This window comes from Deinococcus sp. Leaf326 (assembly GCF_001424185.1).
In the GTDB taxonomy this organism is placed as follows: Bacteria; Deinococcota; Deinococci; order Deinococcales; family Deinococcaceae; genus Deinococcus.
This window is the reverse complement of sequence record NZ_LMOM01000001.1, coordinates 310936-337824: the sequence shown is the minus strand read 5'-3', so window position 1 is coordinate 337824 and position 26889 is coordinate 310936. Positions and strand designations below refer to the sequence as shown.

24 protein-coding genes are annotated in these 26889 nt (G+C 70.4%); 5 read left to right on the top strand and 19 right to left on the bottom strand.

What is annotated here, in order from left to right:
• Positions 1 to 57: 57 nt before the first annotated feature.
• Together ASF71_RS01730 and ASF71_RS01725 are read right to left on the bottom strand one after the other, a co-directional pair.
• Entirely contained in the window at positions 58 to 822 is a 765-nt protein-coding gene (locus ASF71_RS01730) for a hypothetical protein (protein ID WP_056293881.1), read from the bottom strand.
• Between the two features lie 98 nt (positions 823 to 920).
• The gene (locus tag ASF71_RS01725; protein ID WP_056293879.1) at positions 921 to 2249 is read right to left on the bottom strand and encodes a hypothetical protein; all 1329 of its coding nucleotides are present in this window, start codon (positions 2247 to 2249) and stop codon (positions 921 to 923) included.
• A gap of 207 nt (positions 2250 to 2456) precedes the next feature.
• On the opposite strand from ASF71_RS01725, the gene recN reads away from it, so the two are divergent.
• A complete protein-coding gene (recN, locus tag ASF71_RS01720; RefSeq protein ID WP_056295080.1) occupies positions 2457 to 4145 on the top strand; it encodes a DNA repair protein RecN in 1689 nt (562 codons plus the stop codon).
• Between the two features lie 29 nt (positions 4146 to 4174).
• Here recN and ASF71_RS01715 read toward each other — a convergent pair whose 3' ends face one another.
• From ASF71_RS01715 to ASF71_RS01705, 3 genes are all read right to left on the bottom strand, one after another.
• On the bottom strand, positions 4175 to 4738 hold the full coding sequence (locus ASF71_RS01715) for a hypothetical protein (RefSeq protein ID WP_156372575.1): 564 nt from the start codon (positions 4736 to 4738) through the stop codon (positions 4175 to 4177).
• A gap of 180 nt (positions 4739 to 4918) precedes the next feature.
• On the bottom strand, positions 4919 to 5458 hold the full coding sequence (locus ASF71_RS01710) for a chromate transporter (protein ID WP_235514080.1): 540 nt from the start codon (positions 5456 to 5458) through the stop codon (positions 4919 to 4921).
• On the bottom strand, positions 5455 to 6081 hold the full coding sequence (locus ASF71_RS01705) for a chromate transporter (protein WP_200939645.1): 627 nt from the start codon (positions 6079 to 6081) through the stop codon (positions 5455 to 5457). The genes ASF71_RS01710 and ASF71_RS01705 overlap by 4 nt, the downstream gene beginning before the upstream one ends.
• 314 nt (positions 6082 to 6395) lie before the next feature.
• On the opposite strand from ASF71_RS01705, the gene ASF71_RS01700 reads away from it, so the two are divergent.
• Positions 6396 to 6965 carry a hypothetical protein gene (locus ASF71_RS01700; RefSeq protein WP_056293874.1) on the top strand — a complete coding sequence of 190 codons (570 nt, stop codon included), beginning with the start codon at positions 6396 to 6398 and terminating at the stop codon, positions 6963 to 6965.
• Positions 6966 to 6994: 29 nt separating this feature from the next.
• Positions 6995 to 7969: an aldo/keto reductase gene (locus tag ASF71_RS01695; protein ID WP_056293871.1), complete on the top strand. Its 975-nt coding sequence runs from the start codon at positions 6995 to 6997 to the stop codon at positions 7967 to 7969.
• 50 nt (positions 7970 to 8019) lie between these two features.
• On the opposite strand, the gene ASF71_RS01690 is transcribed toward ASF71_RS01695, so the two are convergent.
• The 5 genes from ASF71_RS01690 to ASF71_RS01670 all read right to left on the bottom strand — a co-directional run bounded on the left by ASF71_RS01690 (position 8020) and on the right by ASF71_RS01670 (position 15195).
• On the bottom strand, positions 8020 to 8925 hold the full coding sequence (locus tag ASF71_RS01690; RefSeq protein WP_056293868.1) for a restriction endonuclease: 906 nt from the start codon (positions 8923 to 8925) through the stop codon (positions 8020 to 8022).
• A gap of 71 nt (positions 8926 to 8996) precedes the next feature.
• Positions 8997 to 10691: a dihydroxy-acid dehydratase gene (gene ilvD, locus ASF71_RS01685; protein WP_056293866.1), complete on the bottom strand. Its 1695-nt coding sequence runs from the start codon at positions 10689 to 10691 to the stop codon at positions 8997 to 8999.
• A 385-nt stretch (positions 10692 to 11076) separates the two neighbouring features.
• Positions 11077 to 13611 (bottom strand): phosphoenolpyruvate carboxylase, encoded by a 2535-nt coding sequence (locus tag ASF71_RS01680; RefSeq protein WP_056293864.1) that lies wholly within the window; start codon positions 13609 to 13611, stop codon positions 11077 to 11079.
• A 65-nt stretch (positions 13612 to 13676) separates the two neighbouring features.
• Positions 13677 to 14450, bottom strand: a complete 774-nt coding sequence (locus ASF71_RS01675; RefSeq protein ID WP_056293863.1) for a TIGR00282 family metallophosphoesterase — start codon at positions 14448 to 14450, stop codon at positions 13677 to 13679.
• 67 nt (positions 14451 to 14517) lie between these two features.
• Entirely contained in the window at positions 14518 to 15195 is a 678-nt protein-coding gene (locus ASF71_RS01670; protein WP_056293862.1) for a hypothetical protein, read from the bottom strand.
• Between the two features lie 181 nt (positions 15196 to 15376).
• Here ASF71_RS01670 and ASF71_RS01665 point away from each other — a divergent pair, with 181 nt between their 5' ends.
• A complete protein-coding gene (locus ASF71_RS01665) occupies positions 15377 to 16534 on the top strand; it encodes an N-acetylmuramoyl-L-alanine amidase (RefSeq protein WP_235514079.1) in 1158 nt (385 codons plus the stop codon).
• Between the two features lie 31 nt (positions 16535 to 16565).
• On the opposite strand, the gene ASF71_RS01660 is transcribed toward ASF71_RS01665, so the two are convergent.
• From ASF71_RS01660 to ASF71_RS01635, 6 genes are all read right to left on the bottom strand, one after another.
• On the bottom strand, positions 16566 to 17138 hold the full coding sequence (locus ASF71_RS01660; protein WP_056293861.1) for a cob(I)yrinic acid a,c-diamide adenosyltransferase: 573 nt from the start codon (positions 17136 to 17138) through the stop codon (positions 16566 to 16568).
• A gap of 158 nt (positions 17139 to 17296) precedes the next feature.
• Positions 17297 to 18814: a 4-alpha-glucanotransferase gene (gene malQ, locus ASF71_RS01655; protein WP_056293858.1), complete on the bottom strand. Its 1518-nt coding sequence runs from the start codon at positions 18812 to 18814 to the stop codon at positions 17297 to 17299.
• A gap of 204 nt (positions 18815 to 19018) precedes the next feature.
• On the bottom strand, positions 19019 to 19489 hold the full coding sequence (greA, locus tag ASF71_RS01650; protein ID WP_056293853.1) for a transcription elongation factor GreA: 471 nt from the start codon (positions 19487 to 19489) through the stop codon (positions 19019 to 19021).
• A gap of 48 nt (positions 19490 to 19537) precedes the next feature.
• Entirely contained in the window at positions 19538 to 20605 is a 1068-nt protein-coding gene (locus ASF71_RS01645) for a type IV pilus twitching motility protein PilT (protein ID WP_056293851.1), read from the bottom strand.
• Entirely contained in the window at positions 20592 to 21440 is an 849-nt protein-coding gene (panC, locus tag ASF71_RS01640) for a pantoate--beta-alanine ligase (protein ID WP_056295068.1), read from the bottom strand. Before panC ends, ASF71_RS01645 begins: the two co-directional genes overlap by 14 nt.
• A gap of 61 nt (positions 21441 to 21501) precedes the next feature.
• The gene (locus tag ASF71_RS01635; protein WP_056293847.1) at positions 21502 to 21870 is read right to left on the bottom strand and encodes a phage holin family protein; all 369 of its coding nucleotides are present in this window, start codon (positions 21868 to 21870) and stop codon (positions 21502 to 21504) included.
• Between the two features lie 92 nt (positions 21871 to 21962).
• Here ASF71_RS01635 and ASF71_RS01630 point away from each other — a divergent pair, with 92 nt between their 5' ends.
• On the top strand, positions 21963 to 22394 hold the full coding sequence (locus tag ASF71_RS01630; RefSeq protein WP_056293845.1) for a hypothetical protein: 432 nt from the start codon (positions 21963 to 21965) through the stop codon (positions 22392 to 22394).
• 18 nt (positions 22395 to 22412) lie between these two features.
• Here ASF71_RS01630 and yvcK read toward each other — a convergent pair whose 3' ends face one another.
• The 3 genes from yvcK to metG form a co-directional block, all read right to left on the bottom strand.
• Entirely contained in the window at positions 22413 to 23675 is a 1263-nt protein-coding gene (yvcK, locus tag ASF71_RS01625) for a YvcK family protein (protein ID WP_056295066.1), read from the bottom strand.
• A gap of 133 nt (positions 23676 to 23808) precedes the next feature.
• Entirely contained in the window at positions 23809 to 24651 is an 843-nt protein-coding gene (rapZ, locus tag ASF71_RS01620) for an RNase adapter RapZ (protein ID WP_056295064.1), read from the bottom strand.
• 108 nt (positions 24652 to 24759) lie between these two features.
• Complete coding sequence (gene metG / locus ASF71_RS01615; protein ID WP_056295060.1) at positions 24760 to 26808, bottom strand: methionine--tRNA ligase; 2049 nt, start codon at positions 26806 to 26808, stop codon at positions 24760 to 24762.
• Positions 26809 to 26889: the final 81 nt, after the last annotated feature.

The window sequence follows — 26889 nt, the reverse complement described above, 5'->3', positions numbered from 1 at the left end:
TTAAGAGGCAGCGGTAAGGGAGGCGGCTTTGCTCAGCCGCCTCCCTTACCGCTGCCCTCAGCTGCCCTCGCCCCGCAGCACCCGCGCCGCGCCCGCCACCTCGGGGGCGTGCAGGCGCTGGCCGGTCGCGTGTGAGAGCTGCCGGGTCAGGTGGTGCGCGCCGAGATGTTCGAGGTCCAGCACCGTGGCGCCCGTGCCCTCCGCCCTGGCCTGCCCAGTCAGGTCGAGGAGGGTGTGGTAGGGCTGAAGCAGCCGGGGCGGCAGTTCACCGGAGGTCAGGACTACGAGGTCACTGCGCTCGGCGAGGGCCTGCACTGATCCGTCGCGGCGGCTGATCGGAAAGTACCGGGGGCCTACCGGCAGGTCACGCAACACCTTCTCGGCCTCGGGGGCCGAGTGGGCGGCCAGAGCGATCTGTGCGAAGCCCAGGCGGGTCAGCGGCGCGGCGAGCAGCAGGTCGCCCGCCTGCTGCCCCAGTACGAGCAGGGCAGCTCCGCGCGCGGCGTAGTCGCTGCTGCTCAGGGCGTCGCTCAGGGCGTCAGCGTGGGCGAAGGTGCCCTGAGGGGTCAGGCCGCCAAAGGTGACCGCGTCCACCCGCCCGGCCCGCCGCGCCTCGGGGTCGGGCGACACGGCCCCCAGCCACGCGGCCTGGTGCGCGGGGGCGATCAGGGCGCCGCCGAAACCCAGGACGCGGCAGGCCTGCACCACTTCCTCGGGGGCGGCGGCTGGCACGCTGAGGGCAGTCAGGCCCAGTTCTCGCAGGGCCAGGGCGGCGGCGGGCGGATACCCGACCAGGGCCAGGGGAGTGTCGGACTTGGACATGCTGCCGGCAGTCTAGAGCATGGCCTGTAAACGCCGGAAGGTTTTCGGAAAAGGGGGCGGGCCCTGACGGCCACGCCCCCCTGTCAGCCCTCAGTGGCTCAGTTGGTCTTCTTGTCGGTGTCGGGCTTGGGGGCGTCCGTCTTGCCGGCACCGGGCTTGCCCGCGTCGGCAGGTGCCTGGGCCGGCTTGGCGGCCGCATCCGAGGTGGGCGAGGGGGTCGCGCCCCAGGTCGCGCCGGTCGTGGCGCCCTGGGTGCTCTTGGCGACCCCGGCGTTGGGGGCCTGGCCCGGTTCTTCCAGGCGTTCGAGCCACATCGAGCCCACGAGGTTGCGGGCGGTGCGCCCGGCCTGGTGCAGCGACTCGGCCCACTGGGGGTTGACCGACTCGACGGCCTTCAGGAGGCCCTGGCGGGCGGCGGGCACGCGGGCCAGCACCACGGCGGTCGTGCCCAGCAGGGCCAGCGTCACGACGCCGCCACTCACGCCACCACTCGGTTCGGGCTCGAAGCGGGGCTGCAGCTCGCGGCTCTTTTTCCCGGCCTGCTTCTGGAGACGGGAGAGGTCGCGGTCGAGCTGCTTGCTCAGCGGCGCAACGCGGCGGCCGACTTCACGTTCCAGCTGCTCGGGGTTCCAGTTCTTGCGGGCACGGCGCAGTTCCTTCTCGGCGTCGCGGCGGGCCTGCGAGAGCTGCTTTTCGGCGGCGCGGCGCTGCGAGGCGAAGTGATCCTGGGCCTCGTCACGCACGGACAGGACCTTGCTGCCCAGTTCGGCGACGAGCGCGGTGCCGGCTTTCTTGCCCTGCGAGAGGGCCTTTTCGGCATCCCGGCGCTTGTCCTCGGCGGCACCCTGCAACTCGGCCAGCTTGTAGCGACCTTCCTTCTTGGCCTGTGCGGCCGCCTTCTCGGCGTCCCGGCGCCGGGCCTCGGCTGCGTCCTGAAGGTCAGCGATGCGGTGGCTGGCGGTCTTCTGCGCTTCGGCGATGGCCTTCTCGGCTTCCTTGCGCTTGTCCTCAGCGGTTTCGCGCAGGTCGGCCGTCAGTTCGCCGAGTTTGTGGCCGTAATCGTGCCCGGCCTTCTGCACGGTCTGGACTGCCTCGTCGCGCAGGTCGGCGGCGCTGCCAGCCAGGGTGGTCGCGGCGGCCTGGGCGGTTTCCAGCAGGTGCTGGGCACGCACGGGGGCTTCTTCGCGCAGGGTCTGGGTCACCTGGGTCGCCTGCTGCGCGGCGACGGCCCCGAGCTGCTGGGCCTGCGCGGCAGCCTGCTCCAGCGCGGGCTTGACCGTGTCGTCGAGGGTGGTCTGGGCCGTATCCCAGACGGTATGGGTGCCTTCCACCAGACGGCGGCGCAGGTCCTTGTTCAATGCCAGGGCGGCAAATGCCCCCAGAAGAATCAGGCTGCGCTTGTTGCCGCCCGTCGTGTCGTTCGTCATCGTCTCGCTCCTTTGGTCCCGCCGGCGAAGGTGTCCAGCGTTCAATGAGAGCCATTGTGCGCCCGCTTACGGGGGCGGTTTATGGGTGAAATGTAACGTCCGGTTCATGTTCGGGTGGACATCGGGTCAGGACCGGGGCCACGCCCGACCGCGCGACTGTGCCCTGGTCGCCGACCCGGCCGGGGAGGGCGGCTTAGACTCTTGCGCGTGACCCGCAAGGCCCGCACCCCGACCCAGGACGCCCCCGCCCGGCGGTCCATGCCCGTTTCTCCTCCCGACGCGCCAGGGTCGGCCGGCGCCGGCATCGCCCGGCTGGAGGTCCGCAACCTCGCCACCATCGCGCAGCTGTCGCTGGAGCTGGGCGGCGGGTTCTGCGCCTTCACCGGCGAGACGGGCGCCGGCAAGAGCATCATCGTGGACGCGCTGGGACTGCTCCTGGGGTCGCGGGCCAGCAGCGACCTCATCCGCAGCGGCGAGGACGATCTGCTCGTCACGGGCTTCTGGGACGGCGAGCAGAGCGCCAGCCGCCGCCTGAGTGCGCAGGGCCGGGGCAACGCGCGGCTGGACGGCGAGGTCGTGAGCCTGCGCGAGCTCCAGGAGTGGGCGCAGGGCCGCCTCACGATCCACTGGCAGCACAGCGCGGTGAGTCTGCTCTCGGCCGCCAATCAGCGGGGGCTGCTCGACCGCCGGGTGGGGGCGCGGCCCTATGCGGAGGCCTACGCCCGCTGGCGCGCGGCGAGCGCGCGTCTCGACGACCTGCGCGCCACCATGCGCGAGCGCGCCCGCCAGATCGACCTGCTGACCTTCCAGGTCCAGGAGATCCGTGAGGTAGCGCCGCAGTCGGGCGAGGAGGAGCCGCTGGCGACCGATCTCGCGCGGCTCTCGAACCTGGACACGGTCGCGCAGTCGGCGGCGGCGGGCCTGGAACTGCTCAGCGACGGCGAGATGAACGGCCTGGGTATGATCGCCGAGGCGGTGCGCGCCCTGAACGCCGGCGCGAAATACGATCCCCTCACGGCCCAGCTGCAAGACGAGCTGCGCGTGGCCCAGGAGGCCATCCGGGCGGTCGTGGGCGAGCTGCGCGAGCGAGCCGAGAACAGTGCCCCCGACCCCGAGGAACTCGCCCGCGTCGAGACGAGGCTCGCGGCGCTGGGCAAGCTGCGCGCCAAGTACGGTCCGGCCCTGGACGACGTCGTGGCCTTCGGGGACATGGCCGCCGCCGAGCTCGAGACGCTGGAGCAGGACGAGCGCGATGCGGGCACGCTGGAGGACGAGGTGGCGGCCCTGCTCGGGGACGTGCGCCGCGAGGGGAAGCTACTTGACGCCGCGCGGCAGGCGGCGGCCGGACCGCTGGCCGAGGAACTGCTCGCGGTGATCCGTGAACTGGGGATGCCGCACGCGCGCATGACCTTTGCCCTCAGTCCGCTGGAGCAGCCCGCCGCGCACGGCCTGAGCGACGTGACGCTGCTGTTCGGCGCGAACCCCGGCGAGGCGCTGGGGCCGCTGTCGGACGTGGCCTCGGGCGGCGAGCTGTCGCGCGTGATGCTGGCCATCAGCACGGTGCTGGGGGCCGACACGCCCTCGGTGGTCTTCGACGAGGTGGACGCGGGTATCGGCGGCTCGGCGGCGCTGGCGGTGGCCTCGCAGCTCGCGCGGCTGGCGCGCAGCCGGCAGGTGCTCGTCGTGACCCACCTCGCGCAGATCGCCGCCCGCGCCGACCACCACTACAAGGTCGAGAAAACGGTCGAAGGTGGCCGGACGGTCAGCCGCGTGCGCCTGCTGGGCGAGGACGAGCGCCTCGAAGAGATCGCCCGGATGCTGGGCGGCCACACCTCGGAAGCGGCGCTGAGGCACGCGCGCGAGCTGAGGGACGTACCCAGCGTGCCCACCGACTGAAGGGCGGGACTCGGAAGGGGCCTCAGCGCTCAGCCGCCCCGGACCCCCACCCACACAGTATGCACCGCGCCCTTGCCGGGACGTTCGCGGACCCGGTGGGCCTGCACGCCGAATCCGGCCGCCTGAAAGCGGGCGGCGAAGGCGGGCGCGGCGTGCGCCGACCAGACGGCGAGGGCGCCGCCGGGCCGCAGGGCGCGTGCGGCCGCTTTCAGGCCGGCGGCCGAATACAGCCAGCTGTTCGACTCGCTGGTCAGGCCGCCGGGGCCGTTGTCCACGTCCAGCAGCACGGCGTCGAGGCGGCCGGCCCCCGCGCGGATCTGCGCGCTCACATCGCCCACCACCACAGCAGCTCGTGGGTCGTCCAGGGGTCGCCCGGCACACGCGCCGAGGTCGCCCCGGTTCCACTCGGCGACCTCGGGTACGAGTTCGGCCACTGTGACCTGCGCCCCCGGCCCCAGCACCCGCAGCGCCGCCGCGAGCGTGAAGCCCATGCCCAGACCGCCGATGAGGACCTGCGGCGCCGGTCGCCCGGCGATGGGCGCGCAGCCGAGTTCGGCCAGCGCGTCCTCGGAGGCGTGCATTCGGCTGTTCATGAGCTCGCCGTCCACGCCGCCGATGGTGATGGCGTAGTCCTCACCCCGGCGGTAGAGGTGCAGCTCCTGCCGGGTGCCGGGAATGACGGCGCGGGCCTGCAAGGTACGCGGAATCAGGGGCGGGCTCCGGAAAAGGGCATGGGAAAGAGGATAGGGGGAACTGGGACGCGGGACCGCCGGCTACAGCCCCAGCAGCGCCCCGACTGCCGCCGCGCCCAGCACCACCAGGGCCGAGTTGACCTTCGTCTTCCACAGCAGCAGCAGGCACACCAGGGCCAGGGCCGCCGCCAGCGTGCCGCGCACACTTGTCTGGCCCAGGACCAGAGCCCCTGACAGGATCACCCCGCCGCCGAAGGGCAGCAGGGCGTTGCGGAAAGCGCCCATCCAGGGATGCGCGCTGTGCCGGCGCCACAGCAGCGCGGCCACGGCACTGAGCAGGGCGGTGGGGCCGTAGAAGGCCAGCGTGGCCAGCAGCGCGCCCCACGGGCCGGCCGCCACGTAGCCGTAGTGCGTGACCGCCAGCATATTCGGCCCCGGCATGAGCTGGCCCAGTGCGAAGCCGTTGGCGAGGGTGGTCGCCGTGATCCAGCCGTGCTCACCCACGAGGACGCGTTCCATCTCGGCAATGTTCGTGCCGCCGAACGAGATCAGGCCCAGCCGCGCGAACTCCAGCAGCAGGGCGGGCCACTCGTTCAGGGCGTGACCGACCGGCACACTCACGCGCCGCGCTCCGGCCGGGCCTGGGGCCGGGGCCAGTTCAGGACCAGACCGGCGCCCACGAGCACAAGCAGCACCGGCAGCAGGTCCAGCCGCAGCACGCCCAGTGCCGCGAAGGCCAGCGCGGTGAGCACCGGCCCGCCGCGCACCCGCGCGCCCACCCGCACCACCGGCCACGCCGCCGTGAGCATGATCGCCAGCGCCGCGCAGGCCGCGCCGTGCAGCGCGCTCTGGAGCCAGGCGGGGAGGCCGCCGGGCAGGCTCAGCGTCACCAGGGTCACGGCCATCATGGCGATCAACCCCGGCAGCAGGACCCCGCACACGGCGGCCAGCGCTCCGTCGCGTCCGGCGAGCCGCGCGCCGATCATGGCCGCCAAGTTCACCGCGTTCGGGCCGGGCGTGAGCTGCGCGAGCGTGAACGTCTCGGCGAAGTCCTCCTCGCTCAGCCACCCCCGCGTCGTCACCGCCCGGCGGGTATGGGCCGGCAGGCCGCCTCCGACCCCCGCCAGGGCCACCCCCACGAAGGTTCGTAGCAGCAGGGCCGGCGTGGGCTCGGGGGGAAGGCCACCCGCCGAATCGCCCTCCGGCAGGGGTCCCGGCCGCGCGCCGGGCAGGGAAGTCGTCATGCAGACCAGCCTAGAGCGCACTGCGTCTATGAAGGTGATACTTCTACAGAGACAACACAATTGAGAGAAGGAACGGCGTGGTCTGGTCATCTGGACTCGGAGCAGGTGCCCGGCACCCTGACTCTGCGGGTCGGGCACCGCCCGAGAGGAGTTCGTCGGTCGCTTGTAGGGGCCTGGAAACGCGCTTCATCTCAGGTCAGGGTGCCTGCTCGCCCAGCCGGGCGGAGACGTATAGCGACGGCGGAGGCCTGCCCGGTCCAGAGAGCTTCTTCAGGAACGGTGCTGAACCGGGGGTCATCGGGTACAAGTCGGCTATGACCTCTCACCCTGCCCGTGGCCCCCAGCCCTCCGCCTCGACCGCACCGTCCTGGAGACCGGCGCTGCTGAGTGGGCTCGCAGGCGCCCTGGCGGTCAACCTCCTCAACGAGGGCGTGCGTCAGGTGCTGCCCCACGCGCCGCGCGTCGAGGTGATCGGTAAGCGCGCCCTGAGCGGTGTAGTGAGTGCCGCCGGCGCCCGGCCTCCGCGCGGCGCGGCGCTCTACCGCTGGACCCTGGGGGCCGATCTGCTCTCCAACTCGCTGTATTTCGGGCTGGTGGGACTGGGGGCCGCGTCCGGGGCCATGACCCGGGGCGCCGCACTGGGGCTGCTGGCCGGTGTGGGAGCGGTCACGCTGCCGGAGCCGATGGGTCTGGGCCGGCAGCCGGGCGAGCGCCGCCCCCTGACCCCGCTGCTGACCGCCGCGTGGTATCTGGCCGGCGGGCTGGTGGCCGCCGCCGTGTACCGCCGCCTGAGTCCGCCGGCCCCGGTTGCGCCGGCCGATGCCCCCGATGAGGGTGCCGGGGAAGGCCGGGGTGAAGAAGGCCCCACGGCCCCGCCCATCTGACCCGCCGCCCGCGGGCCTACAGTGCACGCATGGACTATGTACGGTTGGGACAGAGCGGCCTGAGGGTGTCGCGGATCTCTCTGGGCACCATGACCTACGGCGACCCGGCGTGGCGCGACTGGGTGCTGCCCGAGGACCAGAGCCGTCCCTTCTACCAGCGTGCGCTGGAACTGGGCATCAACTTTTTCGACACGGCCGACGTGTACTCGCAGGGTGTCAGCGAGGAGATCACCGGCCGGGCACTCAAAGACTTCGCTCGCCGCGATCAGGTGGTCATCGCCACCAAGGTGCACGGCAAGATGGGGGACGGTCCCAACGACCACGGTCTCTCACGCGGGCACATCATGAGCGCCGTGCAGGCCAGCCTGAAACGCCTGGGCACCGACTATATCGACCTGTACCAGATTCACCGGTTCGACCCCGAGACGCCCATTCTGGAAACCATGACGGCCCTGCATGACCTCGTGCGGATGGGGGCGGTGCGCTACATCGGCGCGAGCAGCATGGCGGCCTACCAGTTCGCCAAGATGCAGCATGCCGCCGACCTGCACGGCCTGACCCGGTTCGTGAGTATGCAGAACCACTACAACCTCGTATACCGCGAGGAGGAACGCGAGATGCTGCCCCTGTGCCGCGAGGACGGGGTGGGCGTCATTCCCTGGAGTCCGCTCGCTCGCGGCTTCCTGGCGGGCAACCGCAAGGCCGGCGAGGCCCAGACCACCCGGGCCCGCAGCGACAAGTTCGGCGAGTCGATGTACCGCACCGAGGACGACTACGCCGTGCAGGCCCGCGTGGCCGAGATCGCCGCGCAGATCGGTGTGCCTGCCGCCCAGGTGGCGACCGCGTGGCTGCTGGCCCAGCCGGGCGTGAGCGCGCCCATCATCGGCGCGAGCAAGATGCCCCACCTCGAAGACGCGGTGGCGGCCCTGTCGGTGCGGCTCACGGCCGAGCAGATGGCGGCCCTCGAGGAGCCGTATCGCCCGCACCCGGTCCTGGGGTTCTGAGGTGACGAGGGGACGGCGTGAGTCGGCAATGCCTAGCCAGCCGCCCCAGGTCACAACTCCTCGAAATACTCGCCGTCGACCCGCCGCACGAGGTAGGTGCTGCGGGTCAGCACGCCCACGCCGTATTCGGTCATCAGTTCCGCGAGCTGCTCGCCGCCGATCAGGACGATATTGCCGATCTGACGGGCCGTCTCGACCGCGCTGGGGCTGAAGCCGGCCGTGGTCAGCAGGACGCCCCGGCCCGCCTTGTGGTAGGTCAGGCTGCCCGAAAAGTTGCGGACCTCCTGACTGCCGACGTTGCCGGCCCACTGCTTGGCCTGAAGGTAGATCTTGTCCAGGCCGAGCGCGTCCTGTTTGACTACCCCGTCTATGCCGTTGTCGCCGCTGCGGCCCAGCGCTGCCCCCGCGTCGCGCACGTTGCCGCCGTACCCCATCGCCACGAGAAGCTGCACCACCAGCCGCTCGAACTGCGCGGGCGTCAGCCCCCGCACCTGCGCGAGCAGGTCCGCGTGTAGCGAGGCGTTCAGGTCGGCATACAGGGCGTCGAGCTGTTCCTCGGGCGAGAGGGTCTGCGGTACGGCAGGTCCGTTCTGCTCTGCGGAAGGCGCCGGACCACCCATCTGAAACTCCGCGAACTCTGGAAAGGCGGACAGCGCTCTGGTCGTCACCCTCTCCGGAAACTGTGCGAGCAATTGCCGTCCGCGCCCGGTGATTTCGACCGTGCCGCGCTGGGGACTGTGCAGCGCTCCGGCCTTGACCAGATAGGTCTTGGCCCAGCCAATGCGGTTCATGTACGTCGACTGCCGGCCACTGGGCAGCATCTCGGCCAGGTCGGCGTCGGTCAGAGACAGGTCGGCGGCCAGCCGGGCGTACAGGTCACGCATCTTCCAGGTCTGGCCGTCGCTGAGAATCAGGAGGACCGGGCGCATGAACGTCTGGTAATCGGGAACGGGCACGTCCCCATGCTACCGGCAAAGGAAAAGCCGCCCACCCGCAGGTGGACGGCCCTCCCTTCGGCACCCAGTCCTCAGTCGGTGTAGGCCCCCACCGCCGCGCTGCTGACCAGCTTGGCGTACTTGGCGAGCACGCCGCGCGTGTAGCGGGGAGCCGGGGCCACCCATTCGCCCCGGCGGCGCTCAATCTCGTCTTCCGGCACGTGCAGTGTCAGCTCGCAGGTCTCGGCGTTCAGCTCGATGGTGTCGCCCTCATGGACCAGGGCGATGGGGCCACCCACGTAGGCCTCGGGCGCGACGTGGCCCACGACCAGGCCGTAGGTGCCGCCCGAGAAGCGCCCGTCGGTGATGAGGCCCACGCTGTCGCCCAAGCCCTTGCCGATGATGGCCGAGGTCGGGCTGAGCATCTCGCGCATGCCGGGGCCACCTTTGGGGCCTTCATAGCGGATGACGAGCACGTCGCCGGCTCGGATCTGGTCGCCCATGATGGCGTGCATGGCGTCCTCTTCGCTGTCGAACACGCGGGCCGGGCCGGTGATCTTGATGCTCTTGAGGCCCGAGATCTTGGCGACGCTGCCCTCGGGCGCGAGGTTGCCGCGCAGGATGGCGAGGTGGCCCTGCACGTACAGCGGGTCGCTGTAGTCGCGGATCACGTCCTGGCCGGCTTCCGGCAGGTCGGGCTCGTCGGCCAGATTCTCGGCCACCGTCTTGCCGGTCACGGTCAGGCAGTCGCCGTGCAGCAGCCCGGCCTTCAGGAGCATCTTCATCACGCGCGGAATGCCGCCCACGTCGTGCAGGTCGGTCGCCACGTACTTGCCGCTGGGCTTGAGGTCGCAGAACACCGGCGTGCGCTCGCGGATGCGCTCGAAGTCCTCCAGCGTGAGGTCGATGTCGGCGGCGTGGGCAATCGCCATGAGGTGCAGGACCGCGTTCGTGCTGCCGCCGACCGCCATGATGACCGTGATGGCGTTCTCGAACGCCTCCTTGGTCATGATGTCCTTGGGCCGGATATCGTTCTCGATGAGTTTCAGCAGGGCGCGGGCGCTATCGGCGCTGGAGGTGGCCTTCTCGGCGTCCACCGCGCTCATGGTCGAGGAGTAGGGCAGACTCATGCCCATCGCCTCGAAGGCCGAGGACATGGTGTTGGCGGTGTACATGCCGCCGCACGAGCCGTTGCCGGGACAGGCCTTCTTCTCGACCGCCTCGAACTCCTCGCGGGTGATCTTGCCTGCGCCGAAGGACCCGACCGCCTCGAACACGCTGACGATGGTCAGGTCCTGTCCGTTCAGCTTGCCCGGCTTGATGGTGCCGCCGTACACGAAAATGGCGGGGATGTTCAGGCGCGAAATGCCGATCATGGCGCCCGGCATATTCTTGTCGCAGCCGCCCACCACGATCACGCCGTCGTGGGACTGGCCCCGCGAGACGGTCTCAATGCTGTCGGCGATGACCTCGCGGCTCACGAGGCTGCACTTCATGCCTTCGGTGCCCATCGAAATGCCGTCCGACACGGTGATCGTGCCGTAGACCTGGGGCATCCCGCCGCCGCCCGTGATCGCGTCGGTGATGTGCCCGGCCAGCTCGCCCAGGCCGTTGTTGCAGGGCGTGATGTTGCTCTGCGCGTGCGCCACTCCGATGATCGGCTTCTCGAAATCGCCGTCCTGAAAGCCCACGGCCCGCAGCATGGCGCGGTTGGGGGCGCGTTCGTCGCCCTGGGTGACGTGGTGCGAGTTCCAGTTGAGTTTGCGCTTGACCGTCGTGTCCGTCATGGTCCCAGGCTACGCCTGAACGGGGGGTAAACCGACCAGAGGAGCAGACAGGCCTGCTGCTTGCCTTTCTCCCGACCCCGACTTTGACACCCTAGTCACCTTTTGTTATGCTTAAGGCGTAACCAAGCCAAGCAATCTGTTGTTGGCGGAGGTCTGCCATGGTCCGTTCTATTCCCTTGCCCGGTCTCCCACTGCTGCCTCTGCCCCCAGCCGCTGCCCCGCCGCCTTTCCTCGGCCTGCTCGGACCCGGTTCGCCTGTGCCTGGCCACAACCGCGCGTGGCCGCCGCGCCAAGACGTTCCGCTGCGCCTGCGGCTCGAATGAAGGGTAGGAGGGCGAAGCCGGTCACGCCTCGCCCCCTGCCCCACGGCTGCCCGGCCCAGGGCTCAGCCCGTGTTTCGCACCCCTGCCGCGACACCCTGAAGGCTCAGCATGAGGGGGCGCTCGTACTCGTCGAGGCCGCCTTCCTCGGCGCGCGACCGGCGCAGCAGCTCAACCTGGATGCGGTGAATGGGGTCGATGTACGGGTTACGCAGCCCGATGCTCTCGCGCAGGCGGGGTTCATTGCCTAGCAGTTCGGTACCCACCACCGCCTGCACGGCCTCCACGGTGTCGCGGTAGGCCTCCTGCAGGTGCGTGGCCAGCCGTTCGCCCCCTGCCACGCCGTTCAGCAGGCGCAGGTACTCGGTGAAGATCAGGGGGTCGCTCTTGGCGAGGCTCATCTGGGCGTTGTCCAGCACGGTCCGGAAAAAGGGCCAGTTCGCGTACATGTCGCGCGCCGTCTCCAGCCCAATCTCGCCCAGGCCCCCGTGCAGGCCGTACCAGCCGGGCAGGTTGGCGCGGTTCTGGGTCCAGCTCATGACCCAGGGAATGGCGCGCAGGTTGCCCAGGGTAGGGGCGCCGGGCCGCCGCACTGGACGTGAGGCGATGTTCAGGCGTGAGATCTCGTGGATGGGCGTGACCCGCTCGAAAAAGCCGATGAAATCGGGGTCGTCCACCAGGGCGCGGTAGGCCCCGGCGCTGCTGGACGCGGCGCGGTCCATCGCGTCCATCCAGGCCTGGGGGGGGTCCTGGGTGGGGCGGGCCGCTGCCAGCATCAGGCCGTACATGGCCTGCTCCAAGTTGCGCCGCGCCAGCACAGGGTGGCTGTACTTGTCAGCCAGAGCCTCTCCCTGCTCGGTGATGCGGATCCCCGCGTCGATAGTGCCGGCCGGCTGCCCCAGAATCGCGCGGCTGGCCGGGCCGCCGCCGCGCCCGATGCTCGTGCCGCGGCCGTGAAAAAAGCGCCAGTGCACCCCGGCGCGGCGGCACACGTCGCTGATCTTGCGCTGGGCCTCGTGCAGCGCCCAGTTGGCGGCCAGAAAGCCCGCGTCCTTGTTCGAGTCGCTGTAGCCCAGCATGATCTCCTGCACGTCGCCGCCCAGCACCGCGCGGTACTCGGGCAGCGAGAGTAGTTCCCACACGACCTGTGGGGCGCGCTCCAGGTCGCCGAGCGTCTCGAACAGCGGCACTGGCAGCACCCGGAAGCCCACCTCGCGCGCCAGCAGTAGAGGCTCAAGCACGTCACTGACGCTCTCGGACATGCTGATGACGTAGTGCCCGAAGGCCCCCGGCCCGGCGGTGCGCGCCGCGTCACGCACCTCGCGGATGGGGCCGACTGCCGTGTCCAGCGTCTCCGACATCGGCTCGCCCGCCGGCCATAGCGGGCGGCGCGAGCCGAGTTCGCGCGTCAGGAGTTCCTGCTTGGCGTGCTCGGGCAGCGCGAGGTAGTCGGCCTCCACACCCGCCGCGCGCAGCAGCTCGGCCACGGCCGCGCCGGTCTGGCCCGAGTGCTCGCGGATGTCCAGGCTCACGAGGTGCTGCCCGAACACCCGCGCGAGGCTCAGCAGCGGCGTCAGGAGCTGCTCGGCGCTGCGGTGCTGGCCGTCGGCCTCCATGCGTGCGCGCAGGGCCTCCAGGCGGGGCAGCAGCTCGACGGCCTGCCCGTCACGTACCGCGTTGTGCAGTTCGCGCAGCTCGGTGCGGTAGGGGGCGTGTTCGGGGGTCTGTCCGCCTTCCGGGCCGTCCTCCTGCGCCTCGTCCTCCTGGCTCAGGTCGGCGTAGGCCTGGCTGATGGCGCGCAGCATGAGTTCACGGGCGCGTTCGCGGTGCAGCGCCAGCGTCTCGCGGGTGGCCTGCGGTGTCACGAACGGGTTGCCGTCGCGGTCCCCGCCCATCCATGACGAGAAGCGCAGCGGCAGCCGCGCGTCCGTCGGGCGGCCGTACACCCGCGCAAAGGCCCGCGTGAGGTCGCGCTGCAACATCGGCAGGGCCTGGGCGATGCTGGTGACGTAGTTCAGGCCGCCCTTGACCTCGTCCTGCACGGTGGGTTTCAGGCGGCGCAGCTCGGGCGTGCGCCACAGCGCCTCGACGTGCGCGGCGATGCGCTCGCCCGCCGCCTCGTCAATATGTGTGCTGCTGAGCTGCGGGATGTCGCGCGCCACCTCGACAAGGTGGTTGCGCACCGTGCGCCGCCGCATCTCGGTCGGGTGGGCGGTGAAGGTCAGCTCCAGTTCCAGCCGCGCGAGCAGGGCCTCGGCCTCGTCGGCGCTCACGCCCTGCGCCTTGAGGTCGAGCAGCGCCTGCTCCAGGCTCTGGGGCCGCACGCCGGTCTGGGCGCTCAGCACGCGCACCCGCTCGTATTCCTCGGCCAGATTCACAAGCTGGAAGTACCACGTGAAGGCCCGCGCCAGATTCGAGGCGTCGTCGCTGCTCAGCCCGGCGATCAATTCGCGCAGGGCGCGGTCGTCGCCACCGGCGCGCACGTCGCGCACCAGGGCGCGGGTGCGTTCCACCAGCTCGAAGAAGGCCTCGCCCTCCTGTTCCCTCAGCACCTGACCCAGCGTGCGTCCCAGCAGATTCACGTCACTGCGAATGCCCATACGTTCCCCCCGGGCGCGGGTGCGGGGGGCCTGCGCCGCGCCCCCCGCCGTGTTCCCGTTCCCACCTACTCTTCGACGAAACGGTAGCGCTCCAGGTGGGTGGCGTGCCCCCCCTCCATCTGGACAATCACGCCGTTCATCTCCGCGCGGCCCTCGGCCACCCCGAAACGGTGGGGCCGCTCGGTGAGAAAACGCTCGATGGGGCCGGCGGGGGCCGAGCCGATCACCGAGTCGTGCGGCCCAGTGAAACCGGCGTCGGTCTGGTACGCGGTGCCGCGCGGTAGCAGACGCGTGTCGGCGGTGGGCACATGCGTGTGCGTGCCGATTACGGCCGCCACCCGGCCGTCGAGGTGCCACGCCAGCGCCATCTTCTCGCTGGTGGCCTCGGCATGCATATCTACGAAGACGTGCCCGAGGTCGTCACGTTCCAGCAGTTCGTCCATGGCCCGAAAGGGATTGGCGACCGCCTCCATGAAGACGCGCCCGAGCAGGTTGACGACCGTCAGGCGCTCGCCCCGGACCTCGAAGGTGCGCCAGCCCAGGCCGGGCGCGCCGGGGTCGCTGAGGTTCAGCGGGCGCACGATGGGATAGCGCGTCTCGTCGCCCATGAGGGCGTAGATGTCGCGGTGGTGCCAGGCGTGGTTGCCCAGCGTGAGGCAGTTCGCCCCGGCCTTTAGTGCGGCGTCGGCCGCATCGCGGTGCATCCCGAATCCCCCGGCCGAGTTCTCCATGTTCACGATCACGAAGTCGAACTCCGCACGGATGCGCGGCAACTGCGCGCCGAGCACCCGCCTGCCCGGCTGGCCGAACACGTCCCCGATAAACAGCACCCGCAACATGCCCCCAGGCTATCAGGCCCGGGCTGCCTGAGCAGGTGCGGGTGCGGCGCGGGTTCACCTCAGGGGATCACTTCAGGTAGGCCGAGAAGCGCGCCAGATCGTCGGTGGTGGGCTTGGCAGTCGCGTTCGTCAGGGTGTTGCCTGCGAAAGTGAGCAGCAGCTTCTCGCCCGCCTTGCCGGCGCTGCGGCCCAGGCGGGCCTGAAGGTCGAAGGGACCGCTTACGACCGCCTGCATGGTCTGCGGGTCGAACACGAGGGCCGCGCCCGTCATGGTGGGCGCGGCGGCCTTCACGCCGCCCGAGGCGACCACGAAGCCGCTGGACACGTACAGCACCACACCCGCCGCCTGAAGGCCCTGGATGCGCGCGTCGCTGTACGTCACGCCGCCCGAGGCCGTCACCGTGCCGTTCTTGAGGTCGTATGTGAGCTGCGCGGCGCTCAGGGTGCCGCCCTGGCGGGTCTTGAGGGTCGCGCCCTGGGCGTTCAGTCGGTCGTTGGGCCGCAGCTGCATCTTCTGAGCCGTGAGGGTCAGGCCGCCCTTGGCGTCGGTGGCGGTGCCGCCCTGGGGCAGGTCGGTGAAGCCCGTTTCGAGGTTGAGGTTCTGCGCGCCGCGCGGCGTGACGTTCAGGCTGCCGAAGGCCACGGCCTGCGCGGAGTCCAGGCCCCAGGCCAGCGACAGCGAGGCCAGCAGTGTCAGGAGCCGGGCGGGCTTGCGGAGGGTGGAGGCAAAGGGAAGCGACTTCATTCCCGCAGGGTAGCGGAGCGGCCCTGAGCGGCGTGAGCGCGTGCGTCAGTTCCAGTTCAGGTGGGCTGGGCCGCACCCGGAAAGAGGGTGACCCGGGGCGCAGCCACGGCGTTCCCATGCAAAGCCAAGGCTTGAACGTTAAACTCCGCGCGACGTGATCTGTTCTTCTTCCGCTGTCCGTGTGCCGTCTCTCCGGTCGGTGCTCGCCCTGGGCGCGCTGACACTGGGCCTCCTGGCACCGGGGGCACAGGCCGCGCCGCGCGTGGGCACCCACAGCGGCTATACCCGCCTCGTGTTCGACCTGCCGGCGGCCGCGGGGACGGCGGCGAAGCCCAGGACCACCCTCACGGGGACCCGCCTTCAGGTGACGCTGGGCCAGACGCTGCGGACCGAGTCGGGCAGCCTCTCGGCGCCGGGCGTGCGCGCCTACGCGGTCAAGGGCGCCGCCGTGACCGTCACGCTGGCCCCCGGCCACGCCCGGGCGACGGCCAGCGTCCTGCCCCGCAGCGGCGCGCAGCCGGCCCGGCTCGTCGTGGACATACCGACCGGCGCCGGAGCGGCCCGGACCAGCGCTGCGAAGGGGACGGCCGGGCCGGTGGCCCAGGCCCCCCGTCCGGCCGCCGCGACCGTGCGCCCCGCCAGCACCCGGACCGTGACGCGCCCGAGGGTGGTCATTGACGCGGGACACGGCGGCGTGGACCCCGGCATGACCAGCCGCTGGGTCACCGAGAAGGACGTGACCCTGGACGTGGCGCGCCGGGTGCGCGACGTGCTGCGCGCGCGCGGCGTGGACGTGGTCATGGTGCGCGACAACGACCGGCACCTCAGCGCCGACAAGGCCACGGACCTCAACGCCCGCGCCCGCCTCGCCACGACCGGCGAGGTCAGCGCCTACATCAGCATTCACGTCAATGCGGGTGGAGCCTCGGCGCAGGGAATCGAGACCTACTACTTCGGGCAGCCGCTCGGGGGCCAGAGCCGCAGCCTCGCGGTCGCGGAAAACGGCGGCGGCAGCGTGGGTCAGGAGCTGACCCGCCAGGCCGCCGGCAAGGCGCAGAACGTACTGGGCGACATCGTGGCGCAGGCCAAGCTCAGCTTCTCGCGACAGCTCGCCCAGCAGGTGCAGCAAAATCTCGTCAGCAGTACGGGGGCGCTGAACCGGGGCGTGCATACCGACGCCTTCTACGTCATCCGCAACCCGAATACGGCCGCCATCCTCACCGAGATCGGGTTCGGGAGCAGCCCCAAGGAAGGTCCGCTGCTCGCCACCCCCGCCTACCGCGACCGCATCGGCAACGCGATCGCCCGGGCGATCCTGACCTTTCTGCACATGGACTAAGGGGCGGGCTGCTCAGGGGTGGCCCTTCCTCCTAACGCCGTCCTTTGACCAGCCACGCTTCCTCATGTATGCCGCTGCGGGCGTTGGCGGCGCGGGCCATGATGAACAGCAGGTCCGAGAGACGGTTGAGGTACACCCCGGCGTGGGGGTTGGCTTCCTCGACCTCCAGCAGACGAACGAAATCCCGCTCGGCGCGGCGGGCCACAGCGCGGGCGAGCTGGAGCGCGGCGGCGACCGGCGTGCCCCCCGGATGCACGAAGCCGGTAAAGGGCGGGGCCTCTTCCTGGTAACGGTCGATCAGGGTTTCGAGATGGGTCACGTCGCCGGCGTCCAGGCGACTCAGCCGCCTCTCGTAGGGGCCGCCCGCGCGGGTAGCCAGGTCGGCCCCCAGGTCGAACAGCGCGTTCTGCAGGTATTCGAGGTCCGCCTCCAGGCCGGTGTCCGGCCCCTCCTGCCGCATGTTCTCGGCCCGGGCCATACCCAGCACGCTGTTGAGTTCGTCCACCGTGCCGTAGGTCTCGACCCGGGGGTGCCCCTTGCTCACGCGGTCGGCCCCGTACAGTCCGGTCTGTCCGCCGTCGCCCGTCTTCGTATACAGCTTCATGGGCACAGGGTAGTCGGTTATGGGGGGCGGCCTGGACGCCTGTGGCCTCTCGGTAAAGGCGCGCGGAGGCCACAGGCGCTCCCAGCGTGGACAAGAACGCCCCCAACCAGCCTGTCGGCGGAAGGGGGCATGGATACGGCCTTCTCTGGAAGAGGAGGTTATTCGCCGCGCTGGAGCCGGCCCGTGTTCTCCGTCAGGGTCCGCAGCGACGTGGCGAGGCTGGGCAGGAGGGTGGCCGGGTCGTAACGCCACGTCCAGTTGTGGTCGCCGGTCGTGCCCGGCAGGTTCATGCGCGCCTCAGTGCCCAGATTGAGCACGTCCTGAAGCGGCACGACGGCCAGCTTGGCCCGGCTCTCGAAGGCCATGCGCATGAGCTGCGCCGTGAAGGTCTGCTCATTGGGGTCGCTGCTCGTGTAGATGCGGAAGTTGTGGCGCTCACTGTCGTCGGCCGACACCCACCAGCCGCGTGTGGTGTCGTTGTCGTGCGTGCCGGTGTACACGACCTGATTTTCGCGCAGGTTGTGCGGCAGGAAGTCGTTCACGCTGAAGTCCCCGCCGCCGAAGGCGAACTGGAGCACTGCCATGCCGGGGAAGTCGAAATCGTCGCGCAGCTGCTCGACGTCCGGCGTGATGACGCCCAGGTCCTCGGCGATGATGGGCAGCGTGCCCAGCGCGTCACGCACGGCCTGAAACATCTCGTGGCCGGGCGCGGGCACCCAACGGCCGTTGATGGCGGTCTCGGCCGGGAAGGGAATCTCCCAGTAGGCCGCAAATCCCCGGAAATGGTCGATCCGGATGATGTCGTAGAGCTTGAGGCTGCCCTGGAACCGCTTGACCCACCACGCGTAGTTGCTGCTCCGCATGGCGTCCCAGTCGTACAGCGGGTTGCCCCAGAGCTGCCCGGTCTCGCTGAAGTAGTCCGGCGGCACGCCCGCCACGACGGTGGGCTGGCCCTGGTCGTCGAAGTAGAACTGGTCGCGGTTGGCCCAGGCGTCGCTGCTGTCCAGCGCCACGAAGATCGGAATGTCCCCGATGACCTGTACTCCGCGTTCGCGGGCGTAGGCGCGCACCGCGTTCCACTGCCGGAAGAACAGGAACTGCACGAACTGCACACGTTCGACGGCGCCGGCCAGCCGCTCGCGCGAGGCCGCCAGGACCTCGGGGTCGCGGTCGCGGGTGCCCGCTTCCCAGGCGTTCCAGGGCAGGCCGCCGTGCGCGTCCTTGAGGGCCATGAATAGCGCGTAGTCGTCGAGCCACTCGGCTTCCTCGGTCCGGAAGGCGTCGAAGCCGGCGCGCAGGTCCTGGGCGCCGCCGAACGCGAACGCGGCGTAGGCCCGGTCGAGCATCTGGTTGCGCCACACGTACTGCACCCCGAAATCGACCTTGGCGGCCTGAAAGTCGGGCATGGCGACAAAGTCGCTCTCCTGCAGCAGTCCCTCGGCCTTGAGGGCCGTGAGGTCGATGAGGTAGGGGTTGCCCGCAAAGGCGCTGAAGGCTTGGTAGGGGCTGTCGCCGTAGCCGGTCGGCCCCAAGGGCATGACCTGCCAGTAGGTCTGTCCGGCCTGCGCGAGCCAGTCCACGAAATGCCGGGCCTGAGCCCCCAGTTCCCCGATGCCGTAGGGGCCGGGCAGGCTGGTCGGGTGCAGCAGCACCCCGCTTGAGCGTTGAAGCGTCATGTAAAGTCCTCCATCCGACTGGGAAAATGGAATGGGTTCCAGTCTGTCGGTCCGAGTCTACCGGAGAGGGCCGAAGAACGTGGGGAAGCGCACACTGAGCGAATGTTCACGGCCCGCCGTGAGGGCGTGGCCCGCAGTAGAGGAGGCCTGAACCGGGACCGGGCGCCGCCCGGTAGCTGGAATCAGGCCTCTCCGGAGCCGGCTTCAGTCGTAGTCCACGCTGACGACCGTGAACACCGTCTTGCCCTTGGGGCCCTGCAACTCGACGACGTCGCCCGCGTGCTTGCCGGCCAGGGCCACGCCGATGGGGCTGGCGTCGCTGATCTTGCCCTTGAGCACGTCGACCTCGTATGTACCGACGAGCTCGAAGCGGCGTTCGGCGCCCTTCTCGTCCTTCAGAGTGACCTTCGCGCCCAGGCCAATGGCTCCGGTCGAGTCCTCGGCGACGATCACGGCGCGTTCGAGCTGATGCTCGATCTCGATGATCCGGCCCTCATTCTCGCTCTGCTGCATCCGGGCCTCGTCGTAGGCGGCGCTTTCCCGCAGGTCACCGTCCGCGATGGCCGATCCCATGTACTCGCTGATCTGCTCGCGCCGGGTCGTCTTGAGATGCTGGAGCGTCTCGGTCAGCTTGTCGTGCCCGCGCTGGGTCATGGGAATGCGTTGCTTGGTCATGCCGCCAGAGTATAGGGTCTGGGGCGCCGCGCCCGCAGGCGCGTTCGCTCAGCCCAGCGCGGGCAGGCGCGCCCGCAGATCGGCCGGGTCGCTCGCCGCCGCGAGGGCCGACTCGGGCGAGACGCGCTGCTGGCGCACGAGCGCGGCGAGGTGGGCCTCCAGCGGGTGCAGCACGGCCGTCTGGCTGCCGGCGAGCAGGGCGCGCAGTTCCCGCGCGGGTGAGCCGCTCTCCAGCGCCGCGCGCACCTCGGGGGTGCCGGGCAGGACCTCGTGGGCCAGCACGCGGTCGCCGCCGAACAGCCCCGGCAGCAGGCGCTGGCTGACCAGGGCCAGCAGCGTCTCGGCCAGGGCGGCGCGCAGGTCGGCGCGTTCGTGGGGCGGGAACAGCCGTTCGAGCCGGGCTAGGGCATGTCCGCTGTCGCGCGCCAGAAAGGTGCTCACGACCAGCCGCCCCGACTGCGCGACCTCCAGGGCGGCGCGCACCTCCTCGGCCGTGAGCAGTTCGCCTACGAACACAAGGTCGGCGTCCTGCACGCGGGCGGCTGCGAGTCCCTGCGTAGCGCTGCGGACGTCGTGCCCCACCGCGCGCTGCGCGACGAGGCTGCGCGCCGGCGCGTACAGGTACTCGGGCGGGTCCTCGACCGTCAGGATACGCGAGGTGGTCTGGCGGTTGCGGTGGTCCACCACGCTGGCAGCGCTCGTGGTGCGTCCACTGTCGCCGGGGCCGGCGAACAGCAGCAGGCCGCGCGGCGCGAGGGCCAGCCCGGTCATCAGGTCGGTCGGCAGTCCCAGGGAGGCGAGGCTGGGCACGGTCGCGCCGATGGTGCGCAGGGCCAGCGTTACCGCGCCCGACTGCCGGAAGACATGACAGCGGAAACGCCCCAGTTCCTTGATCTGACAGGCGGCGGTGTACTGGCCGCGGTCCTCGAAATACCCGAACTCCTCCGGGGTCAGCAGCGACTGGGCGAGCGCCAGCACGTCGGCGTGGGACAGGGGCTGCGTGCCGAAGACATGAAGCTGGCCTTCTATTCGGCCCAGGGGAGGGGCGCCCCCCTGAAGATGGATGTCCGAGACCCGGCGGGTCAGCAGTTCGCGCAGCAGCTCATAGAGGGGCATCCGCACGGCCTAAGCCGGAGGCGCTGGCCGGCAGCAGGGGCAGATTGTCGATGAGCCGCACGCCGCCCACCCGCGCCGCGACCAGCACCCGGTTCAGGGGATGGGCGCTGAGCACGGCGGGCTCGGTCAGGTCCGGCCCGACCACACTCAGGTACTCGGGCTGCACGGCGGAGTCGCGGCCCAGGATGTCCAACCCGATCCGTTTGAGCACGGCCACGTCGCGCTCGCCGGCCGCGTAGGCCTCCTGCACTCCGCGCAGCGCGGCGGACAGGGCCGTGGCCTGGGCCTGCTGCTCGGGCGAGAGGTAGCTGTTGCGGCTGCTCAGAGCCAGGCCCGAGTCGGCGCGTACGGTGGGCACCCCGACGATTTCGGCAGGCACATTGAGGTCCGCGACCATGCGCCGCACGACCGCCAGCTGCTGCCAGTCCTTCTCGCCGAAAAAGGCCTGTGTGGGCTGCACGAGGTTCAGGAGCTTGAGGACCACCGTCGCCACCCCCGCGAAGTGGCCCGGCCGCGCCGCGCCGTCGAGCGGTTCGCTGACGCCCGCGACCTGCACCGTGCTGGCGAAACCGGCCGGGTACATGAGGTCCGGCTCCGGGTGAAAGACCACGTCCGCGCCGGCCTCACCCGCCACCCGCAGGTCGCGTTCCAGGTCGCGGGGATAGCGCCCCAGGTCCTCGTTTTTGCCGAACTGCAGGGGATTGACGAACACGCTGACCACCACACGGTCGGTGGTCTGGCGGGCGCGCCGGATCAGGGCGGCGTGGCCTTCGTGCAGGTAGCCCATGGTGGGCACCAGCCCCACACGCCCGCGCCCGTCGAGGGCCGCGCGCAGCGCCTGGGGGGTGTCCACCAGCAGCGGCTCGGGGCAGCGCGGCGCGGGCCGCGTAAGGACCTCAGCCACGGCGGCCGTCCAGCCCCAGCGCGCCGACCGCCGCGTCCAGCACCCACGAGATGAGCGTGAGGATGAGGGCGCCGATCACAGCCGCGCCGAATCCCGCGACGTTCAGGGCCGTGAGGGCCGCGACGAGCCACAGCACCACGCCGTTGACGATCAGGGTGAACAGGCCCAGCGTGAGCACGTTGACCGGCAGCGAGAGCAGCAGCAGCACGGGACGGATGAGCGCGTTGACCACGCCCATGACCAGAGCCGCGATGACGACCGAGCCCGCACCGCTGCCCGGCACGAAATACACGCCGCTGTAGACCTGGGTCAGCAGGTACAGTGCCAGCGCACTGACCAGCAGACGAATGACGAATCCCATGCCCGCAGGATAAGCCTGCAGGGAGGCGGCGTGCGCTCCTTTTCTTAAGAATCCGTCATGTCCGGTCTGCCCCCAGCCCGTAGAGTCGGGCCATGAACAAGCTGTTGCCCCTGGCTCTGCCCCTGCTTCTGGCGGCCTGCTCGCCCACCCTGCTTGAGCGTGCCGGTCAGGCTCCCTCGCCCTCGGCGCCGCTGGCCGCCGGGCAGACCTGGCGGGTCGAAGGGATGGGCCGCCTGCTGGGGTCGAGTGTGACCATCGCGCTGCCGCAGGTTGTCAACGCGCGCCCCGGGATCTATAGCAACCTCGGCCTCGCGGACCTGAACGCCGCCGAGCAGGGACGCGGAGATTCGAAGGCAGCCGTGGCCCTGAACACCACGGGCAGCGCCCTACTGTTCTATTGGAACGACGGCGGCACCGACTACGAGTGCCGCGTGGCCGATCCCGAACCCGGCGGCCAGACCTTCCGGGGCACCCTGGTCTCCAACGACGTCCGTCTGGGCACCTGCACGGCGAGCTGGTTCTGAGGCGCCGCCTCGCGCGTCCTAACGCTGCCGGATGGTGAGGCCCACGATGGCACTCGCCAGTGCGGCTGGGTCGTGGCGGGCCGCGCCCGGCTGAAGCAGTGGGGCGTAGCGGACCCGCTCCTTCAGGTCGCGGCTGGCCCCGTCGAGGGTCAGGACCTCGGCCCCCTCGGCGCGGTAGCGTTCGCGCACGTCGGCCGGGATGGGCGCGCTGTTCATGAGCACCCAGTCGGGCATACGGCCCAGGTGCCCCACCACGGCGTGAACGTGACCCTCCAGCGTCAGGCCGGTGGTCTCTCCGGGCTCGGTCATCAGGCTGGCCACGTACAGGACGGGCGCGGCCGAATCGCGGATGGCCTGTGAGATCTCCGGCACCAGCAGGACCGGAATGATGCTGGTATAGAGGCTGCCCGGCCCCAGGACGATGAGCTCGGCGTCGCGGATGGCTTCGAGGACCTGCGGCAGCGCGGGCACGCCCGGTGGGTCAAGCTGGACCCGGCGGATGCGCGAGGGGTCCACGAGAGAGGCGAACTGGCTCTCGCCCCGGATCTCCCGCCCGTCGTCGAGCTGCGCGACGAGTGTAGTGGGCTGGGTGGTCGCCGGAAACACCGCGCCGCGCACCCGCAGCACGTCGTGGATATCCTGCATGGCGGTGCCCAGTCCACCCTGCTCCTCGCTGAGGGTGGCGAGCAGCAGGTTGCCGAAGGTGTGGCCCTCGAGGCCTTCGCCGCGTCCGAACCGGTGCAGCAGCAGCCGCGCGAGTACCGGGCTATCTGAGAGCGCCGCGTAGCAGTCGGTGAGGTCGCCGGGCGCCACCATGTCCAGCGACTGCCGCAGCCGGCCCGACGAGCCGCCGTCGTCGGCCACCGTGACCACCGCCGTGATGTTGCGCGTGTGCACCTTCAAGCCGCTCAGGAGATTCGATAGGCCGGTGCCGCCGCCCACCGCGACCACCTTCGCCCCGCGCGCGAGGGTGCGGCGCTCGTAGAGCAGGTCCACGGCCGTCTCGGGCGCCGTGCCGGTGCCGCGCAACATGCTGCGGTTGAGCATGACGATGGAGGTGAAGGCCCCAAGCAGCGCGAGCGCCATCACCGCGATGCCCACCACGTACAGCGGCATGATCTCCGGACTGGTGAAATTATTGAGGTACAGGATCCAGCGCGTGGCGAAAAAGTGCAGCGGCCCCGTCCAGGTGAAGTGCAGGAACCCCACTGCGCCGACCAGGGTGCAGGCGGCGAACAGCACCAGCCAGCGCTTGACCCCGATGCCCGGTTCCAGCCACATCCGGGCGCGGCGCTGCGCTGCCTGACCACGCTGGGTGGCCCGGTCCAGCCGCGAGGGCAGGGCCGGGTCCTCGTGCGGGGCCGGTTCCGGGGGCGGCGACAGGCTCACGCCCCGGCCCGCCCGGTGGGCCGGTTCACAGGCCTTCCGGCTCGTGCATGTCGCGGTGCTCGGTGATCTCGGCGTGCAGGTCGGCCAGGTCGCCGCGCAGGCGCTCGGTCACGGCCACGCTGCGGTGCTGCCCCCCCGTGCACCCGACCGCCACCGTATAGCCCCGGCGGCCCGAGGCCTGCGCCCGCTCGGCGGCGCTGCGCACGAACCCCCGGAGCTCGTCGTAGAAGGCCTCGCTGGAAGCGTCCTGAAAGACGTAGGCGGCCACCTCGGGCCGGCGCCCGCTGCGGGGCCGGAGCTCGGGGTCGTAGTAGGGATTGGGCAGCGTTCGTACGTCGAGGACGAGGTCGGCGTCGCGCGGCGGCGCGTGCTTGAACCCGAAGCTCAGCAGCCGCAGCGAAAAGTCCTGTTCCAGACGGTAAAGCTCCATCACCCGGCGCGACAGCTCGGGCGCGCTGAGTTTGGTCGTGTCGATCACCGTGTCGGCAATCGCGCGCAGCGGCGCGAGCAGCTCGCGTTCGCGCGAGAAGTCCAGCATCAGGTTCTCGCCCAGCGGGTGCTCGCGGCGGCTGAGGTTGTAGCGCTGGAGCAGCACCTCGGCCGTCGCCTCCAGAAACAGCACCTGCAGGTCCTCGCGCCGGCGCGAGAGCCGCTCGTAGCTCGATTCCAGCGAGGCCAGGAAGTCGCGGGTGCGCGCGTCGGTGCTCACCGCCACGCGGCTCAGGCCGCGCGCCCGCACGAGGTCGTGCATGGCCCCCCACAGCTCGGGCGGCAGGTTGTCGGTAATAAAAAATCCGGCGTCCTCCAGGGTCCGCAGCACGGTGCTCTTGCCACTGCCCGAAAGCCCGGAAACGATCACGAACGGCATGGGGGCAGTGTAGTGCGCGCCCTGCCGGGTGGAGGTCATCCGAAAGAAAAGGCCCCCACCCGGCGGGGGAGGGGGCCTGAGTCGTCCTCGGCGGTAGCCGGCGCGCCGTTACCGGACCTTCGTGCCGCTCGGCAGGTCCAGCCCCGTGCCCACGAGGTCGAGGTTGCCCGATTCGTCCTCGGCGGCCAGGATCATGCCCTGCGACTCGATGCCGCGCAGCTTGGCCGGCTTGAGGTTGGCGACGAGCACGACCTTGCGGCCCACCAGAGCTTCGGGTTCGTACCACTTGCGGATGCCGCTGACGACCGTGCGGGTCTCGTCGCCCAGTTTCACCGTCAGCTTGAGCAGCTTGTCGGCCTTGGGCACGGCTTCGCAGGCCACCACTTCCGCGATCCGCAGGTCGATGCGCGCGAAGTCGTCAATGGAGATCAGGGCCTGCGTCTCGGCCGGGGTGTCGCTGGCCTGGGTGGGCGCGGCGGGCTGCGTCGTGGGGGCTTCGGTGGATGGCTGAACGTCCTGGGTCTGGGTCATGGCTTTCTTCTCTTTTTTCGGGGCGGCGGGAGCGGGGGTCGCCTCGGTCCGGGGTTCGGGTTTGGGGAACAGCACGCTGCCGGGCTGAATGCGGGTACCGGCCGGAATCAGGCCCCAGGCGGCGCGCAGAGGGTAGCCCTGCCGGCCCAGGCCGAGCTGGGCACGCAGCTCGCGCGCCTTGGCCGGAATCACGGCTTCGAGCGCCACGCTCGCTACGCGCAGGCCCTCGGCGGCAGTGTGCAGCACGGTGTCCAGGCGGCCCTGCGTCTCCGGCGACTTGGCGAGGTTCCAGGGTGCACTCTCGGCGATGTAGCGGTTCAGGTCGCGCACGAAGTTCATGGCGGCCTCAATGGCCATGTTCACCTTCAGCTCGTCGACCAGCCGCAGGACCTCGCCGGGCAAGGCCAGGGCCGCCGCCTCTATCGCCTTCTCACGCTCGGCCAGCTCGCCGGGGACCGGGATCACGCCGCCCCGGTACTTCTCGATCATGCTCAGGGTGCGCGACAGCAGGTTGCCCAGGTCGTTGGCGAGGTCGCTGTTCAGGCGCGAGATCAGGATGCCTTCGCCGAAGGGACTGTCGGCACTCAGGGTCGCCTCGCGCAGCATTGCGTAACGGATGGCGTCTACCGGGTACTCCGAGACGAGCTTCTCGGGGTCGATGGCGTTGCCCAGCGACTTGCCCATCTTGCGCCCGTCCTCGGCCAGGATGTGGCTGTGCACCACCAGGCGGCGGTACAGCGGCAGTCCGGCGGCGCGCAGCATGGTCGGCCAGAACACCGCGTGCGGCTTGAGGATGTCCTTGCCGATCACGTGCCACGCCAGCCCGCTGACCGTCGCCGGATCGCGGCCCTGGCTGACCGTGGGGGTGAGGTAGCTCAGGAGCGCGTCGAACCACACGTAGGTCACGTGGTCCGGGTCCCAGGGCAGTTCGATACCCCAGGGCACCCGGTTTTTCGGGCGGCTGATGCTGAGGTCCCCGATGGGCTCCTTGAGCATCTCCAGCACCTCGTTGCGGTAGCCGGCCGGCTGAATCAGCTCGGGCTGGGCGCGCAGCGTCTCCAGCAGCCAGGCCTGGTACTTCTCCATGCGGAAAAAGTAGTTGGCCTCGCGCCGCAGCTCGGGTGGGTCCTTGTCGCCGGGGTAGCGGCGCACGCCGTCCTGTCCCTCCACGAGTTCCTTCTCGGTGACGTAGCGCTCGGCGCCCACCGAGTACAGGCCCTCGTACTCGGCAAAGTAGATGTCCTCGGCGTCGTAGACCCGCTGCAAGACTTCTTGCACGAACTGCTTGTGCCGGGGCGAGGTCGTGCGGATGAAGGCGTCGTAGCTGATCTCCAGCCGCTTCCACAGTCCCTGGAAGGCGCGGTTAGAGAGGTCGTCCACGAGCTGCTGCGGGGTCACGCCGCCCTTCGCGGCGGCCTTGCTGATCTTTTCGCCGTGCTCGTCGGTGCCCATGACGAAGGTTACGTCGCGTCCGGCGAGGCGCTGGTAGCGCGCGATGGCGTCCCCGAGGATCTTCTCGTAGACGTGCCCAATATGCGGCGCCCCGTTGGCGTAGTCGATGGCGGTGGTGATGAAAAATTCGATGCCCTGCTCTAGGCTGCTGTGCTGTACCGGACTGCTCGTCATGTGCGCTCCCTTCCCGGCCATACCCTGATGGGAGGCAGGCCGGGCAACCCCTCCAGAATACGGAAAATCCTCCCGGTAGGG